This window comes from Microbacterium sp. GQ128 (assembly GCF_059758615.1).
In genome coordinates, this window is record NZ_JCAXDY010000001.1 from 624,627 (window position 1) to 639,940 (window position 15,314).

A 15,314-nucleotide genomic window follows, 5' to 3' on the forward strand; every position below is an offset into this window, starting at 1 on the left:
ACAGTCTACGAGCGTGTGCCTGTACCGGCGCCGGATGCCCGCGTGTACGCGTCGGCGATCGCGGCGAGAACTGCGTCGACATCGGCGTCGGTCGAGGTGCGCCCGAGCGAGAACCGGAGAACACTGCGCGCATCGCGTTCGCTCCGCCCCATCGCCATCACGACGTGCGACGGTTCGGCGACGCCCGCCTGACACGCCGATCCGGTCGACGCCGCGACCCCGGCGACGTCGAGGAGGAACAGCAGGCTCTCCCCCACCGCACCGGGGAAGAGCAGATGCGCGTTGCCTGGCAGACGATCGACCGGGTCACCCAGGAGTTCCGCCGCTGGAACTGCGGCGCGGATCCCGGAGACCAGACGGTCGCGCAGTGCGCGGAGTCGTGCGGCCTCCTCGACCCGCTGGGCTTCGGCGAGCTCGAGCGCGGTGGCGAACGCCGCGGCCCCGGCGACGTCCTGGGTTCCGGCGCGGAGTCCTCGTTGCTGCGCGCCGCCGCGCAGGAGGGCCGTCATGCGCGCGGTACGGGCCGTGACGAGCACCCCGACGCCGACGGGAGCCGCGATCTTGTGCCCGGCGAGGCTCATGGCCACGAGGCCGACTCCCCCGGCTGCACCCCCACGCAGACCACGGAACGACAGCGGTACATGTCCGAGCGCAGCGACCGCATCGAGGTGGAGCGCCACTTCGGCCGTGGCGGCAGCGGCGGACAGCGCTGCGGCGTCGTTGATCGTACCGGCCTCATTGTTGGCGACGAGCGCGGTGGCGAGAGCCGCCTCCGGAAGCTGCAACGCGAACTGCTCCGGCTCGATGCGCGCGCGGTCGGTCACCGGCACCCGGCGCAGTTCGGCGCCATCCTCCACGAGTGCGGCCACGGTGTCCATCGTGGCGTGGTGCTCGGCTTCGGGCATGACGATCGCCGATGTGCCCTCGGGGCGGGACCGCCACAGGCCCTGCAGCGCGAGATTGATCGACTCGGTGCCCCCCGAGGTGAACACGATCTCGATCGGGTCGGCATCGAGGCTCGCGGCGACGCGCTCGCGGGATTCCTCGAGCAGTCGGCGGGCGTCCTGGCCGGCGCCGTGCGTGGACGACGCGTTGCCGACGGTCTCCGTGGCGGCCAGCCAGGCGTCGCGCGCTTCGGGGCGCAGAGGCGTGGTCGCCGCATGATCGAGATAGTGCCGCATCCTTCGATTCTCTCGCGAAACGCGCCCTGCCGGGTCTGCGGCCATGGAACCCGGTACGCCCTGACATGAGACTGCAACACATCGCGCCTAGTGTGTACTCATGCCCGCGTCCCGAGACCTCACCGTGCCCGGCGGCACCACCCTCGACAACCTCGGCGTCCGTCTGCACGACGGCGTCGGCACACTGCGCGTCTGGTCCCAGAACGCCTCGTCGATCGAGCTGGTCGTGTTCGATGCCACCGACCTGGACTGGGCGACCGACGAGGTCCCGCTCGAGCGACTGGCCGGAGGTGTCTGGGAGGTCACCACGGAACTCCTGCAGCCGGGCGTCCGCTACGCCATCCGTGTCGGCGGCCCTCACGGCCCCGGAAACACCTTCAACCCGGAGACGCTCCTGCTCGACCCGTATGCGCGCGGTCTCGCCCAGGGCGACGGGTACGAGGAGTGGCGTTCCGTCGTGATCGTCGACGGATTCGACTGGGGCGACTCCCAGAAGCCGCGTATCCCCCTCGACCGCACCGTGATCTACGAGGGACATCTCAAGGGACTCACCAAGCGGCACCCCGATGTCCCTCCTGCACTGCACGGCACGTATGCCGGCCTCGCGCATCCCGCGATGATCGAGTACTTCCACTCGCTGGGCATCACCTCCATCGAGCTCCTCCCCGTGCACGCCTTCGTGCCGGAGCCGCGGTTGCTCGAACGCGGGCTCACCAACTACTGGGGCTACAACACCCTGAACTTCTTCACTCCGCACACCGCCTATGCGACGGAGGACGCGCGCAAGGAAGGCCCGGAGGCCGTGCTCGCGGAATTCAAGGGGATGGTGCGGCTGCTGCACGAGGCCGGCCTCGAAGTGATCCTCGACGTCGTCTACAACCACACCTCGGAAGAGGGCATCGGCGGACCCCGTTCGAGCCTGCGCGGCATCGACAACGCCGTCTACTACCGTCAGGACGAGGCCGGCGTCTACGTCGACACCACCGGGTGCGGCAATACGCTGAACACCGCGACCGACGCCGGGGCCAGACTCGTGCTCGACTCGCTCCGCTACTGGGCGCAGGAGATGCAGATCGACGGTTTCCGCTTCGATCTCGCCACCGCGATCGCACGGGACGAGTCCCACGCGTACACACCGGAGCATCCGCTTCTGACCGCTATCGCCGACGATCCGATCCTCGCGGACACGAAGCTCATCGCAGAGCCGTGGGATGTGGGCCTCGGCGGGTGGCAGACGGGGAACTTCCCCTCGGGGTGGCACGAGTGGAACGATCGCTACCGCGACCGCGTGCGCAACTTCTGGCTGAGCGACATCGACTATGCACGCCGTGCGTCGGCACCGGTGGGCATCGGGGGGTTCGCGACGCGTCTCGCCGGTTCCTCGAACACCTTCAGCGAAGATCGGGGTCCGCTCGCCAGCGTGAACTTCGTCACCGCCCACGACGGTTTCACCCTGCATGACCTCGTCTCGTACGACGTCAAGCACAACGAGGCCAACGGCGAGCAGAACCGCGACGGCGCTGACACCAACCGTGCGTTCAACCACGGTATCGAGGGGCCGACGGACGACCCGACGATTCTCGCCGCGCGTCGCAAGGCCATGCGCAACCTGCTCGGGACTCTGCTGCTTTCCGCCGGCATCCCGATGCTCACCGCCGGCGACGAGGTCGGCCGCACCCAGCGCGGCAACAACAACGCCTACGCTCAGGATTCCGCTCTCACCTGGCTCGCCTGGGAGTTCGAGCCCTGGCAGGAGGACCTGCGTGCGCATGTCTCCCACCTGATCCGGTTGCGGCAGGATAATCCGGCGCTCCGCCCGAGTCGCTATGCACGGCTCGGCGAGCACATCCCCAACGCCTCGGTCATGGACTGGTACGACCAGAACGGCGAGACGATGGAGCAGGGGCAGTGGGCAGATCCCGGGAACAGGACGCTGCAATACGTCGCCGCGTCCACGCCCGACACCGAGGCGTACAACCGGATCCTGCTCATCGTGCACGGGACGGAGGCGCCGATCGACGTGCGTCTCCCCGAGGAGATCGAAGGCGCGACCCGCTTCGTGTCCCTGTGGTCGAGCGCTCAGGAGCGGCCCTCCGATGAGGAGGAGGTCTTCGCACCCGGCGATGTGCTGCCGGTGTCCGGAACGTCGATGAGGCTGTTCCGCGTCGAATGAGCCCCGCTACCGACGCACCACGCGGCGCGCTACCCGCGACCACGTCCGCGCGGTACATTCGGGATGTGGCTGCACGCGCTGGTACCCGGTCCTCGGCTCTCCGGAGCCCCGCTCAGATCCCGACGCGCGTCTTCGTCGACGCGGATGTTCCGGGCTCCCTCCGCACCACGCGGATCCCCCTGCTCGATCCCAGTCCGGCGGTTCCCGGCGGCTTCGCGCCGAAGGCGTTCGTGGGCGAGGTGGTCCCGTTCAGCGTGGTCTCGTTCCGCGAGGGGCACGACATCATCGGCGTGCACGTCCGCCTCACTTCGCCGTCCGGCGAGGAGAGCCTCCACCGGTTGACCGCCCGGAACGACGGCACGGACCGGTGGTCGGCCGAGATCGCGCTCGATGAGCAGGGCGCATGGCGCTATCGGTTCGAGGCCTTCTCGGACGACTTCGCGACCTGGGCCCATGCCACGGAGCTGAAGGTCGCGGCCGGGGTCGACGTGCCGGTGATGGCTGCGCTCGGAGCAGAGCTGCTCGCGAGAGCCGCCACTGAGAAGGAGCGTCCCGCTGCGCAGCGAAAGCGTCTGCTCGCGGATGCGGAGTCACTGGAGGGCGGGGACGGTGCGACGGCGCTCGCGCTTTCCACGGATCCCGGATTGGCCGACCTCTTCCGCGCCCGCCCCCTGGTGACCCTGTGCTCCGCGACCGAGAGACACACACTCGACGTCGAACGGCATGCTGCGGGCGTCGGTGCCTGGTACGAGTTCTTCCCCCGATCGGAGGGGGCGAAGCGGCTCAAGGACGGCACGGTGAAGAGTGGGACGTTCCGCACGGCGGCCAGACGCCTGCCGGAGGTCGCCGCGATGGGTTTCGACGTGGTCTACCTGGTTCCGATCCATCCGATCGGAACCACCAACCGCAAGGGACGCAACAACACCCTCACCGCCGAGTCGGGTGACCCCGGCTCGCCGTATGCGATCGGCTCCGCGGAGGGCGGCCACGATGCCATCCACCCCGACCTGGGTTCGTCCGCCGACTTCCGCTCCTTCGTCCGGGCGGCGCACGGGGTGGGCCTCGAGGTCGCCCTCGACCTCGCACTCCAAGCCTCCCCGGATCATCCCTGGGTGAGCGCGCACCCGGAGTGGTTCACGACTCTCCCCGACGGGACGATCGCGTACGCGGAGAACCCGCCGAAGAAGTACCAGGACATCTACCCCCTCAACTTCGACAACGACCCCGACGGCATCGCGGCCGAGATGCTGCGCGTCGTGCAGCACTGGGTTGCCCAGGGGGTGAAGATCTTCCGGGTCGACAACCCCCACACCAAGCCGCTGCAGTTCTGGGAGTGGTTGATCCGCGAGGTCAACACCGTGGACCCGGATGTGATCTTCCTCGCCGAGGCGTTCACCCGTCCGGCTGTCATGCGTGCCCTGGCCGCCGTCGGGTTCCAGCAGAGCTACAGCTACTTCACCTGGCGGAACACCAAGAGCGAACTGGAGGAGTTCCTCACCTCCGTGTCGCAGGAGACGTCCGACTACATGCGGCCCAATCTCTTCGTGAACACGCACGACATCCTGACCGAGTACCTGCAGTTCGGCGGTCGCGCGGCGTACCGCATCCGTGCCTGCATCGCCGCCACCGCTGGTCCGGTGTACGGGGTGTACGCCGGTTACGAGCTCTTCGAGAACGTGGCGCGGCCCGGCTCCGAGGAGAACATCGACAACGAGAAGTACGAGTACAAGTTCCGAGATTGGTCGGGCGCCGAGGCTCGCGGAGAATCCCTCGCTCCGCTGCTTCGACGGCTCAACGAGATCCGCACCGCCCACCCGGCACTCCGTCAGCTCAGGAACTTCCGGGCGCACTGGAGCGATGACGATGCCGTCCTCGTCTACAGCAAGCACCTGGCCGCCCCGTTCACCGGCACGGGCCACGCGGACACCATCATCGTGGTCGCGAACGTGGACCCGCACTCGGTCCGCGAGACGACCGTGCATCTCGACAGCACCCAGTGGGGCGTTCCGCTCGGCGAGTCGTTCGAGGTCGAAGACCTGCTCACCGGCGCCGTCTGGACCTGGAGCGACCACAACTACGTGCGACTCGACGCCTTCGCCGAGCCGGTGCACATCCTGAAGGTGAGGGAGCGAGCATGAGCTACGCAGAAGATGTCACGGCGTCCACCGAGTGGGAGGCCATCTCCTCGGCCACGCACCACGATCCGCATGCCGTTCTCGGCGCGCATCCCCGCAAGGATGCGGCCGATCGCACGGTGACGGTCATCCGCGTCCGACGGCCCCTGGCCAGCAGCGTGGCCGCGGTCTTCGGCGACGGCAGTCGGCTCGAGCTCGTCCATGTCGCGCACGGCATCTGGGAGGCGCAGCATGTCGGTCCCCCGCTCCCCTATCGCGTCGCCACGCGATATGCGGACCACGAAGAGACGCTGTCCGGAGATCCGTACCGACACCACCCGACCCTCGGAAACCTTGATCTCCATCTGATCGCAGAGGGCCGCCACGAACGCCTCTGGGAGATGCTCGGGGCGCACCCGCGCACCCTGGGGGGCGAACAGGGCGTCTCGTTCGCCGTCTGGGCGCCCAACGCCACAGCCGTGCGCGTCGTGGGAGATCACAACGACTGGAACGGCGAAGCCCATGCCATGCGCTCGATGGGCGTGAGCGGGGTCTGGGAGCTCTTCATCCCCGATCTCCCGCTGGGCACGCGGTACAAGTATCAGCTCCGCACCCGCGAGGGCGCCTGGATCCTCAAGGCCGACCCGATGGCTCTCGCCGCCGAGGTGCCGCCGGACACGGCATCGGTCGTGACCTCATCCTCGTACGAGTGGGCGGACGGCGCATGGATGACCCGGCGCGCCGCGACACACGCTGTCGCGCAGCCGCTGTCGGTCTACGAGATCCACGTCGGCTCCTGGCGCGAGGGACTCGGATACCGGGACATCGCCGAGCCGCTGATCCAGCACGTCACGGATGCCGGATTCACCCATGTGGAGTTCATGCCCCTGGCGGAGCACCCGTTCGGAGGCTCCTGGGGCTACCAGGTCAGCGGGTACTACGCGCCCACGAGCCGGTTCGGCACCCCCGACGATCTGCGGTACCTGATCGACAAGCTGCACCAGGCCGGTATCGGCGTGATCATGGACTGGGTCCCCGGGCACTTCCCCAAGGACGCCTTCGCACTCGCCCGCTTCGACGGCCAGCCGCTCTACGAGCACCCGGACCCGCGTCGCGGCGAGCACCAGGACTGGGGCACGCTCATCTTCGATTACGGCCGTCCCGAGGTGCGGGGATTCCTCGTCGCCAACGCGCTGTACTGGCTCAGGGAGTTCCACGTGGACGGGCTGCGCGTCGACGCGGTCGCCTCGATGCTCTATCTCGACTACTCCCGCGAAGCCGGCGAATGGGAACCGAACATCCACGGCGGTCGCGAGAACCTCGAGGCGATCCGGTTCCTGCAGGAGGTGAACGCCACGGCGTACCGCCTGCACCCCGGCATCATGATGATCGCCGAGGAGTCGACCAGCTTCCCCGGCGTCACGGCACCCACTGATCACGCGGGGCTGGGATTCGGGTTCAAGTGGAACATGGGTTGGATGAACGACTCGCTCCAGTACATCTCCCGCGACCCGATGTACCGGGCGCACCACGAGGGCGAGATGACGTTCTCGTTCGTGTACGCATTCGGGGAGAACTATCTGCTGCCGATCAGCCACGACGAAGTCGTGCACGGGAAGGGCAGCCTGATGGCGAAGATGCCCGGCGACCATTGGCACAAGCTCGCCAACGTCCGCGCCTACCTCGCCTACATGTGGGGACACCCCGGCAAGAAGCTCCTGTTCATGGGGCAGGAATTCGGTCAGCTCGCCGAGTGGTCGGAAGGGCGTGAGCTGGACTGGTGGCTCCTCGAACAGCCGTCGCACGCGCAGCTGCAGGACTTCGTCGGAGCGATGAACCGTGCCTACAGGTCCCAGTCCCCTCTCTGGGCGCGCGACAACGATGGATCGTCGTTCCACCGCCTCGGTGCACCCAGCTGGGACCCGAACGTGATCGCCTTCGAGCGGCGGGATTCCCATGGAGGCCGTCTGGTCGTCGTGAGCAACTTCGCCGGCGTGGAACGCGCGGGATATCGACTCGCACTTCCGCAGGACGGCGTCTGGCAGGAGGTGCTCAACACCGATGCTGCCGAATACGGCGGACGAGGGTCAGGAAACCTGGGCATGGTCTTCGCGTCGGGCGAGGATGGTGGCGCCCCCACCGCGACGATGACGCTTCCCGCGCTTTCGACGCTGTGGCTACGCCACCAGTCCGACCCGCACGTACCCACCGTCAGTCACGGATGACGGTGACCCGCCCCGAACCCTCCAAGGGCTAGAACAGCAGCGACGAAAGCCGGTTCCGGGCGGCCACGACTCGCGGGTCACCCGTCCCGATGAGGCCGAACAGCTCGATCAGGCGCTCCCGCACAGGGGTGCGCTGGTCGGACGGCAGCTGCGCGAACAGGTCGAGCAGTCGCGCGAAAGCGTCTTCGACATGCCCGCCGGCAAGATCGAGGTCGGCCACATCGAACTGCGCCTGAACATCGAGCGGTCCCTCCGCGGCCGCTGCGCGCGCCGTCTGCAGATCGAGTCCCTGCACGCGGTCAAGCAGACGCACCTGGCCGAGGCCCGCGATCGCCTCCTCATCGCGAGGGTTCTCGGCGAGGGCCTTCTCGTACGCGCGGATCGCGGCTGTGTAGTCGCCTGCCTCGATCGCAGCGAACGCTTCGGCGTGCAGCGGCGGCAGCTCCGGCTCCTCCGGGGTCGCCGGTGCTTCGGCATCCGCATCGACCGAGAGCGATCCGGTGACGCCGTTCTGCGCGGCCACCTGCAGAAGCTGGGCGAAGACCTCGCGCACCTGCTGCTCCGGCACCGCGCCTGTGAACATCGGTACCGGCTGGCCGGCGATCAACGCCACCACCATCGGGATCGACTGCGCGCGGAAGCTCTGCGCCAACTGCGGGTTCGCGTCGACATCGACCTTGGCGAGCAGCACCCGGCCGCCGAGCTCACGAGTCACCTTCTCGATGATCGGGCTCAGCTGCTTGCACGGTCCACACCACTCGGCCCACAGGTCCACGACGACGGGAACCGTGCGTGAGAGTTCGAGGATCTGCCCGAACGTCTCGTCGGTCGCATCGACGACGACATCGACCACACCGGGAGCAGGAGCGCCCTCGGGCGGCGACGCCGGGCGGTTGCGGAGGGTCGACAGGTCCACCGCGCCGCGCAGCGCGGACGGAGAGATTTCACTCACTTGATCACCTTCACGGAAAGGAGGTCCTGGTGGACTGCCAGGAGCCTGATCTGCTCCGTCGACCCCTGAGCGGGGACCGAGAAGAACAGTTGGAACTCATAAGTCGTCTCGACGCCCTTCGCGGACTCGGTCGCACCGGTGAGCGCCTTCGCCTGAGCGTTGTCCCCGAACCGGATCACCACGTCGGACGACACGGGCGTCACCGTCTCGGTATCGGTCAAGGAGACCGCGACGATCGCACCGCTGTCGAGCGTGGTCATCGAGATGGGCTCGTCCGTCGTCGGCGCCATGTCGAATGCCGCCTCGGATGTCTTGGAGGCGCCCTTGTCGGCGAGGCCCTTGACCACGGCCTGCCGACTGTCGGTGATCGACGTCGCAAGGTTCAGCGCCAGATCATCGAACAGGCCGTAGAACTCGCTCTTCTCCCCCGAGTCGACGACATCGGCGAACGCCGGGGCGAGTTCGGCGGGAGGGAGCGTGAGGAACGCGGAGTCCGATGGGACGAGCGACGTACCGAGCCAGGCAGCCGCGACGTCGGGGAACACCGCATCCGCGGACATCTCGGCCATATTGCGGACCTTGTAGTTCGACCACGGGTCGGCCTGGGTCATCGTGAGCACGACGGGCGGCTCGGTGTCGTCGCCCTTGGTCTTCGCAAGCATGAGCACGGTCCTCGGCCATGCGTCGGTCGCCTCCGGAAGCACGACCTCGACATCATCGGTCGGGATCGCCGCAGGAACGGCCATGTCCGTGAGCTTGGTCCGCAGCGCGTACTCGGTCGTGCGAGCAGCGAGAGCCGGTCCGGCCAGACGGGTGGACGCCAGGTCGAGGTCGAGTGCGGTGTCTGCCTCCACCACCGTGTCGGAGACGGACTTCAGGATTCGCTTCGCCTGGGACTCGGTCACGGCCGGCGGCTTCTGGTTCTCCGGAGCGATCACCGTCGGGCTGGGCGAGGGCGAGACAGAGGCACCGCCGAACTGCGGCCAGGAGTCTGCGGAACACCCGGCAGCGAGAAGAGCAGTGAGCCCGAGCGCGGGAATCGCAAGCAGCCGGCGACGACGAGCGGGGGTCTTCGCGCGCATCGACGTCTTCGAGTCGTTCTCCTTGGGGTCCACGATCTCCCCCTCTTCGATCTCGGTATCCGCGGTGTCGGCGGAGGGCCTCGGGTCGGCGGAGGTCGGTGTTTCCGCCGAGCCTTCGATCGCCGCGCGCTCCTCCGGAGGAAGCACCGCGATGTCGATCGGCTCGGTCGCAGGAAGCGGGCCGGGGCCCTTGCGGCGCGGCCCACGGCCACGACGCTGGTGGCGGATCCCGAGCACGTACAGGACGAGTCCGATCAGCAGGACGACGCCACCGGCGACCATGAGGGGCCCCGCCAGGGGGGTCGAGGTGTCGAGCGGCCAGGAGACGACGATGTCATCAGGAGCATCCTGCGTGCCGTCGTAGGCGACCAGCATGCTCGTTCCCTCGGGGAGCTGCATGTTGTCGGCGACGAGGCGGTTCTCTTTCTCGAAGGAGTCCAGCCACAGGTCGGATCCCCGGGGGTCACGGCCCGTAGCCGCCTCGCCCTCCTCACCTGCGCCGCCGTCCGCCTCGTCCGCATCTTCGGCCGCCGACACGTGCTCGACCGCGAAGCCGCCGTCGTCGTCCACCGTGACGTGGTTGTAGTCGGAGTCTGCGAGCCAGGCCTCCATGTCGGCGGTCCTGCCGTAGCTGCCGAAGATGTCGCCCTGCCCGCGGACGATCAGGGTCTGAACACCCGGGTTCGTCCGGAGCACGTCTCCATCCAGGAGGACGAACGGCGCGGGCTCCTCGATCTCGACGGGCGTCTGCTGCGAGTCGGGGCCAACGAAGGTGCGCTGGGCGATCCCCGCCCCGATCAGCACGGCGGCAAGAACGAAGGCCACCACGGCCCATACGAAACGCACGAATAGTCTCCTCACGCATCACCGGCATCTGCCCGCGACGCAACACTCGACATTTCAGACTAGCGAAATCAGCTGTGTGTTGCCCACGTACACGTGCAGTGCAGGCTGGACCGGCACGTCGCGCGCGGCGTTGCGCGGCGTCTGGATACCCTTGCTGCAGCCGTTTCGAGGAGTCGTCGCATGAAGATCCACAATCCGTTCCGCACCGCCCTCGTGGCGACGCTCGGCGTTGGACTGGGGATCCTCCTGATCAACAGCGTGGAGACTCTCTCCAGCGTCCTGCTCTACGTCGGCACGGCGCTGTTCCTGAGCCTGGGGCTCGATCCGCTCGTGTCCTTCCTCGAGCGCCGTCGACTCCCCCGCTGGCTGGCCGTGCTGGTGACGATCCTCGCCGTCCTCGCGATCTTCAGCGGGATCGTGCTGATCATCCTTCCCGTGCTCGTGGATCAGATCTCCCAGCTGATCGCCCAGATCACTGCCATCCTTTCGCGAGGGGACCTGATCCCGGATCTCAAGGAGTGGATGCAGGACACCTTCCCGAATCTGCAGGTCGATGTCGTCTTCACCTACGTCACCGACTGGCTGACGACGAACCTCGCCGAGATCGGCGGGTCCATCGGCCAGGGCGTCCTCGTCGCCAGCGGCGCCCTTGTCAGCGGACTGTTCGGCGCGTTCATCATCCTCATCCTGACGATCTATCTCACCGCCTCGACGCCGTCGCTCAAGCGCGCCGTGTACCAGCTCGCCCCGTCCTCGAAACGCGACCGCTTCATCGACCTTTCGGAACAGATCACCGACTCGGTGGGGTATTACGTCATGGGGCAGGTGTCCCAGGGCGTGATCAACGGCGTCCTCAGCGCGATCTACCTCTCGATCATCGATGCGCCGTTCCCGGCGGTTCTCGCGATCATCGCCTTCTTCTTCTCGCTGATCCCGCTCGTCGGGACCCTGACCGGCTCGACGATCATCGTCCTGGTATGTCTGATCCCCGGGCTCGGGTCGCCAGGGATCGCGATCGCCGCGGCGATCTACTACCTCATCTACATGCAGATCGAGGCGTATGTGATCTCGCCGCGCATCATGAGCCGTGCAGTCGCCGTCCCCGGGGCAGTGGTCGTCGTCGCAGCCCTCGCAGGTGGAAGCCTGCTCGGTCTGCTGGGTGCGCTCATCGCGATTCCGGTGGCGGCAAGCATCCTGATCATCTATCGACAGGTGCTCATCCCGCGGATGAACGAACTCTGAGCGTCCGGCCCTCGATCAGTCCGCCGGCGGCCAGTGCGTGGCGAGGGGCAGCGCCGACGGGTTCACCGCGGCCACGATCTCGGTGAGCACGCGCCGCGTCTGCGTCTCGCCGACCCACAGGTGCTTCCCGCCCTCGACAGCGATCAGCTGCGCGTGCGGTATCGAAGCGAATCGTTCCCGTGCCTCGTCGGGCCGCAGGTAGTCGTCCAGCTCCGGCACCAGCACGACGAGCGGGACATCGGTGGCAGCCCAGGCGGCGACCTCTGCTTCCGTCGCCCGATGCAGCGGCGGAGACAGGAGGATCACACCGGCGATGTCATGGTCGCGCCCGTACTTGAGCGCGAGTTCGGTGCCGAAAGACCATCCGAGGAGCCACGGTCGCGGGAGCGCCCGTGCACGGACGAAGTCCATGGCCGCCGCGACATCGAACTGCTCGGCCGCACCCCCGTCGAACGCGCCGTCACTCGTGCCGCGGGGCGACGTGGTTCCTCGCGTGTTGAACCTCAGGACCGCCAGGTCAGCCAGTGCGGGAAGCCTGGCTGCCGCCTTGCGGATGATGTGGGAGTCCATGAAGCCGCCGGCTGTCGGCAGCGGATGCAGGGTGACGAGCGTCGCGACGGGCGGCACGCTCTCCGGGAGGGCGAGCTCTCCGACCAGCGTGAGACCGTCCGCCGTCTTCAGCTCGATGTCCTCCCGCTCGGCGGGAAGCTCCAGCGGCCCTCGAATCTCCATGCTCACGCGATCCTCCAACAGTGTGTGTGCCAGTGCCGGCGCGCGGCGAGATCAGCGGCATCGCCGAGGACGCCGTCAGCCCGCCAAGCGACCAGGTGTGCGGTTCCCGCCACGATCGGCTGCGCACAACCAGGGCAGACGTAGTCCTTCTGGGCCTGTGCGGACGAAACCGGCTGCACGGTCCATTCGTTGCCGCGACGGATCTCGGAGCGCTTCCATCCGGCGAGCAGCCGCTCGAACGAGTCGTCGGCTTCCGGGCGCGCCGGAGGGCGTCTGCGTGAGCGAGGCATCGCTCCTGCTCACCACCAGTGGTTGTTCGTCCAGAAGGTGTAGGCCCCGGCCCAGCTGCCGTAACGACCCGTGGCGTAGCCGGTTGCCCAGCGCAGGTTGTCCACCGGGTCGTAGCCGTTACCGGGCACCTTGCTGCAGGGAAGGGCTTGAACCAGGCCGCACGCGCCCGAGGACGAGTTCGTCGCGTTCGGGTTCCAACCGCTCTCGCGCGACACGATGTAGTCGACGTACTGCCAATCGCTCTGCGCGATCCCGGCGGCGGCCATCCAGTCCGCGGGAGCGCCACCTCCCGAGTACGGAGGCAGAGTGCCCCCGGAGGATCCACCCTGCGAGCCCGTGGAGACAGTGGCAGCCGGCTTGGGTTTCGGCTTGGGCTTCGGCTTCACGTACACCTCGAACGTGCCGCGCTCGATCGGCGTGATGGCAGCACCGCTGACGGTGACCGTGAGGTTCTGCGTGTCGGCGAGAGCCAGCGAATAAGCCGAATCCGGGGTGTCGGACTGCACGGGTTCGGCCAGAGCGACCCCGGTCGGTGCCACGAGTGCCCCCGCGAATCCGACCACGGCGAGAGCGCTGACCACGCTGACGACGCCGCGTCGGCGAGACGCTCGACGAGAGCCCGTGCGCGCGGATCCGACCCTCGCTGCGGGCATCAGCGAAAGGTCGCGTCGTTGGGGGTTCATGTCGTTTCGGGAGTTCACGATGAAGGACAGTCTACGCAAAGGCGCCTGTGACGACCATCAGGAACTCAGCGAACGGCCAGAATCACGTCGATCGTGGCGTCGAGGAGCGCATCGACCTGCTCCTCGCGGTAGCCGCCCCGCTGCATCCGAAACGCTGCCGATCGCAGCTGCTCGGCGGAGAGCGGGTCGCCATCCCGGAGATAGCGGATGATCCTGGTCGAGACATGGTCGACCTCGTCGATGCGGTAGCCGAATGTGAGCACCCCGGTGCGGGCGAAGCGCCGGCGTCGAGGTCGCGCCAGGTGGTCCAGGATGACCTGCGCGTCGGCTCTCGCCTGCTCGACCCACACCTCGGCTCCCTGCGCGCGCACCACACGCTCGCGCTCACGCGCGGCGAAGGCGTCTTCCACGCGACCGAGCGCCGCGTCGACGTCGGCCACGACATAGCCGCCCTTGACAAGCGGAAAAGACGCCGCGCGCACATCATCGGCGCCCAGCTCATCGGTACCGGACTCGAACGCTCGTCGAGCGGACGCGAGGAACGCGTCGACGGCAGCACGGTGATATCCGCGCTCGCGCCCGGATGTCAGTGCGAACGCCGGCAGAGCATCCGCCGTCCGTTCCGCGATCTGCTCTTCGTTCATCACAGCACCACCCAGGGAGAGAGGAGGAAGTAGAGGCCGAGCGCCGGGATCGTCGAGGGCAGGATGCTGTCGAGCCGATCGAGAAGACCGCCGTGCCCGGGAAGCCAGGAACTCATGTCCTTGATGCCGAGGTCACGCTTGAGCATGGACTCACCGAGATCGCCCAGTGTCGCCGACAGCAGGATCGAGACGCCGAAGACCACACCGGCCCACCAGGGCAGCTCGAGAAGGAGGATGGCCAGCAGCACGCCGGCGACCAGGGAGGCGAGCACGGCACCGCCGAACCCTTCCCACGTCTTCTTGGGGCTGATCTTCGGGGCCATCGGGTGCCGCCCGAACGCGAGACCCGCCGCATACGCACCCGTGTCGGCGGCGACCGCGATGGCGATGAAGCTCAGAACCCACCATTGGCCGCCCTCCTGTTCAAGGAGGATGAGGGCGACGCCGGCGAGGAAGGGAACGTAGACCTGGACGAATCCGCTGATGACCGCATCCGCGAGAACGTCTCCGTAGGTGCGGCCGTCTTTCGCGACCATCTGCGCGATGAGTCGCCACACGATGACGAACGCGACGGCGACGAAGAGCATGACCCAGGACAGCCACGGCTCGGCGAAGTAGGCCGAGAGCACCAGGAAGGCGCCGGCAACGAGCTGAGGAATGACGTCGATCCGGCGGCCGGACGCCCGAAGCGCCCGGGAGAGTTCGTACACGCCCAGCAGCGCCGCAGCGAGAGCGAACGGCACGAACAGCGCCTTGACGAAGAGCAAGGATGCGAGCAGCGCCGCTCCGAACGCCAGACCGATCAGGATCGCGAGGACGAGATCACGTCCCGTGCGCTGCTTGATCCGTTCATTCGCCTGATCGATCTGATCCCGTGCATGGGAGACATGGTTCTCGAGCTCGTCCCTCGCCGCCCGCCATTGCTCGCGGATCGCATTGTGGTCCGCCGTATCCAGCGGACCACCGACGACGGATGTCCCGCCGCCCGCCGACGCCGGAAGGGGTGGACGAGGCGGGATGGCTTCCGCATCGAACGTCGGGAAGGCCGCGTCTGCGAGCGGGACGCCGTCAGCAGGCGTGCCGTCACGCGCGTCTCGGCGCGTCAGCGGCTGCCTGTCCTCCTCGGCGTCACGCGTTTCGTCAGACATC

Annotated in this window: 12 protein-coding genes; 4 read left to right on the forward strand and 8 right to left on the reverse strand. The window is 67.8% G+C overall.

Annotated elements, in window-relative coordinates; translation table 11 throughout:
* Nucleotides 1–5: 5 nt before the first annotated feature.
* Nucleotides 6–1,181, reverse strand: a complete 1,176-nt coding sequence (locus tag AC6CHX_RS03060) for a cysteine desulfurase family protein (RefSeq protein WP_498271588.1) — start codon at nucleotides 1,179–1,181, stop codon at nucleotides 6–8.
* Between the two features lie 100 nt (nucleotides 1,182–1,281).
* Here AC6CHX_RS03060 and glgX point away from each other — a divergent pair, with 100 nt between their 5' ends.
* The 3 genes from glgX (at nucleotide 1,282) to glgB (ending at nucleotide 7,693) form a co-directional block, all read left to right on the forward strand.
* Nucleotides 1,282–3,354: a glycogen debranching protein GlgX gene (glgX, locus tag AC6CHX_RS03065; protein WP_498271589.1), complete on the forward strand. Its 2,073-nt coding sequence runs from the start codon at nucleotides 1,282–1,284 to the stop codon at nucleotides 3,352–3,354.
* 65 nt (nucleotides 3,355–3,419) lie between these two features.
* Entirely contained in the window at nucleotides 3,420–5,492 is a 2,073-nt protein-coding gene (locus tag AC6CHX_RS03070) for an alpha-1,4-glucan--maltose-1-phosphate maltosyltransferase (protein ID WP_498271590.1), read from the forward strand.
* A complete protein-coding gene (glgB, locus tag AC6CHX_RS03075; RefSeq protein ID WP_498271591.1) occupies nucleotides 5,489–7,693 on the forward strand; it encodes a 1,4-alpha-glucan branching protein GlgB in 2,205 nt (734 codons plus the stop codon). Before AC6CHX_RS03070 ends, glgB begins: the two co-directional genes overlap by 4 nt.
* Before the next feature lie 28 nt (nucleotides 7,694–7,721).
* On the opposite strand, the gene AC6CHX_RS03080 is transcribed toward glgB, so the two are convergent.
* Both AC6CHX_RS03080 and AC6CHX_RS03085 read right to left on the reverse strand, forming a co-directional pair.
* Complete coding sequence (locus AC6CHX_RS03080) at nucleotides 7,722–8,645, reverse strand: tetratricopeptide repeat protein (RefSeq protein ID WP_136043844.1); 924 nt, start codon at nucleotides 8,643–8,645, stop codon at nucleotides 7,722–7,724.
* Complete coding sequence (locus AC6CHX_RS03085) at nucleotides 8,642–10,573, reverse strand: DUF8094 domain-containing protein (protein ID WP_498271592.1); 1,932 nt, start codon at nucleotides 10,571–10,573, stop codon at nucleotides 8,642–8,644. Before AC6CHX_RS03085 ends, AC6CHX_RS03080 begins: the two co-directional genes overlap by 4 nt.
* Before the next feature lie 180 nt (nucleotides 10,574–10,753).
* Here AC6CHX_RS03085 and AC6CHX_RS03090 point away from each other — a divergent pair, with 180 nt between their 5' ends.
* Nucleotides 10,754–11,815 carry an AI-2E family transporter gene (locus tag AC6CHX_RS03090; RefSeq protein WP_498271593.1) on the forward strand — a complete coding sequence of 354 codons (1,062 nt, stop codon included), beginning with the start codon at nucleotides 10,754–10,756 and terminating at the stop codon, nucleotides 11,813–11,815.
* Nucleotides 11,816–11,830: 15 nt separating this feature from the next.
* On the opposite strand, the gene AC6CHX_RS03095 is transcribed toward AC6CHX_RS03090, so the two are convergent.
* From AC6CHX_RS03095 to AC6CHX_RS03115, 5 genes are all read right to left on the reverse strand, one after another.
* Nucleotides 11,831–12,547 (reverse strand): alpha/beta hydrolase, encoded by a 717-nt coding sequence (locus AC6CHX_RS03095; RefSeq protein WP_498272024.1) that lies wholly within the window; start codon nucleotides 12,545–12,547, stop codon nucleotides 11,831–11,833.
* 2 nt (nucleotides 12,548–12,549) lie between these two features.
* Nucleotides 12,550–12,837, reverse strand: coding sequence for an Rv1322 family protein (locus AC6CHX_RS03100; RefSeq protein ID WP_136043841.1), 288 nt, complete (start codon nucleotides 12,835–12,837; stop codon nucleotides 12,550–12,552).
* Between the two features lie 9 nt (nucleotides 12,838–12,846).
* Entirely contained in the window at nucleotides 12,847–13,491 is a 645-nt protein-coding gene (locus AC6CHX_RS03105) for an aggregation-promoting factor C-terminal-like domain-containing protein (RefSeq protein ID WP_498271594.1), read from the reverse strand.
* 95 nt (nucleotides 13,492–13,586) lie between these two features.
* Nucleotides 13,587–14,165: a DivIVA domain-containing protein gene (locus AC6CHX_RS03110; RefSeq protein WP_498271595.1), complete on the reverse strand. Its 579-nt coding sequence runs from the start codon at nucleotides 14,163–14,165 to the stop codon at nucleotides 13,587–13,589.
* Nucleotides 14,165–15,313, reverse strand: coding sequence for a phosphatidate cytidylyltransferase (locus AC6CHX_RS03115; RefSeq protein ID WP_498271596.1), 1,149 nt, complete (start codon nucleotides 15,311–15,313; stop codon nucleotides 14,165–14,167). Before AC6CHX_RS03115 ends, AC6CHX_RS03110 begins: the two co-directional genes overlap by 1 nt.
* Nucleotide 15,314: the final 1 nt, after the last annotated feature.

Coding starts and splice junctions, on each gene's coding strand:
- AC6CHX_RS03060 (WP_498271588.1), bottom strand. CDS start 1,181: ATGCGGCACTATCTCGATCATGCGGCGACCACGCCTCTGCGCCCCGAA.
- glgX (WP_498271589.1), top strand. CDS start 1,282: ATGCCCGCGTCCCGAGACCTCACCGTGCCCGGCGGCACCACCCTCGAC.
- glgB (WP_498271591.1), top strand. CDS start 5,489: ATGAGCTACGCAGAAGATGTCACGGCGTCCACCGAGTGGGAGGCCATC.
- AC6CHX_RS03090 (WP_498271593.1), top strand. CDS start 10,754: ATGAAGATCCACAATCCGTTCCGCACCGCCCTCGTGGCGACGCTCGGC.
- AC6CHX_RS03095 (WP_498272024.1), bottom strand. CDS start 12,547: ATGGAGATTCGAGGGCCGCTGGAGCTTCCCGCCGAGCGGGAGGACATC.
- AC6CHX_RS03100 (WP_136043841.1), bottom strand. CDS start 12,837: ATGCCTCGCTCACGCAGACGCCCTCCGGCGCGCCCGGAAGCCGACGAC.
- AC6CHX_RS03105 (WP_498271594.1), bottom strand. CDS start 13,491: ATGCCCGCAGCGAGGGTCGGATCCGCGCGCACGGGCTCTCGTCGAGCG.
- AC6CHX_RS03110 (WP_498271595.1), bottom strand. CDS start 14,165: ATGAACGAAGAGCAGATCGCGGAACGGACGGCGGATGCTCTGCCGGCG.
- AC6CHX_RS03115 (WP_498271596.1), bottom strand. CDS start 15,313: ATGTCTGACGAAACGCGTGACGCCGAGGAGGACAGGCAGCCGCTGACG.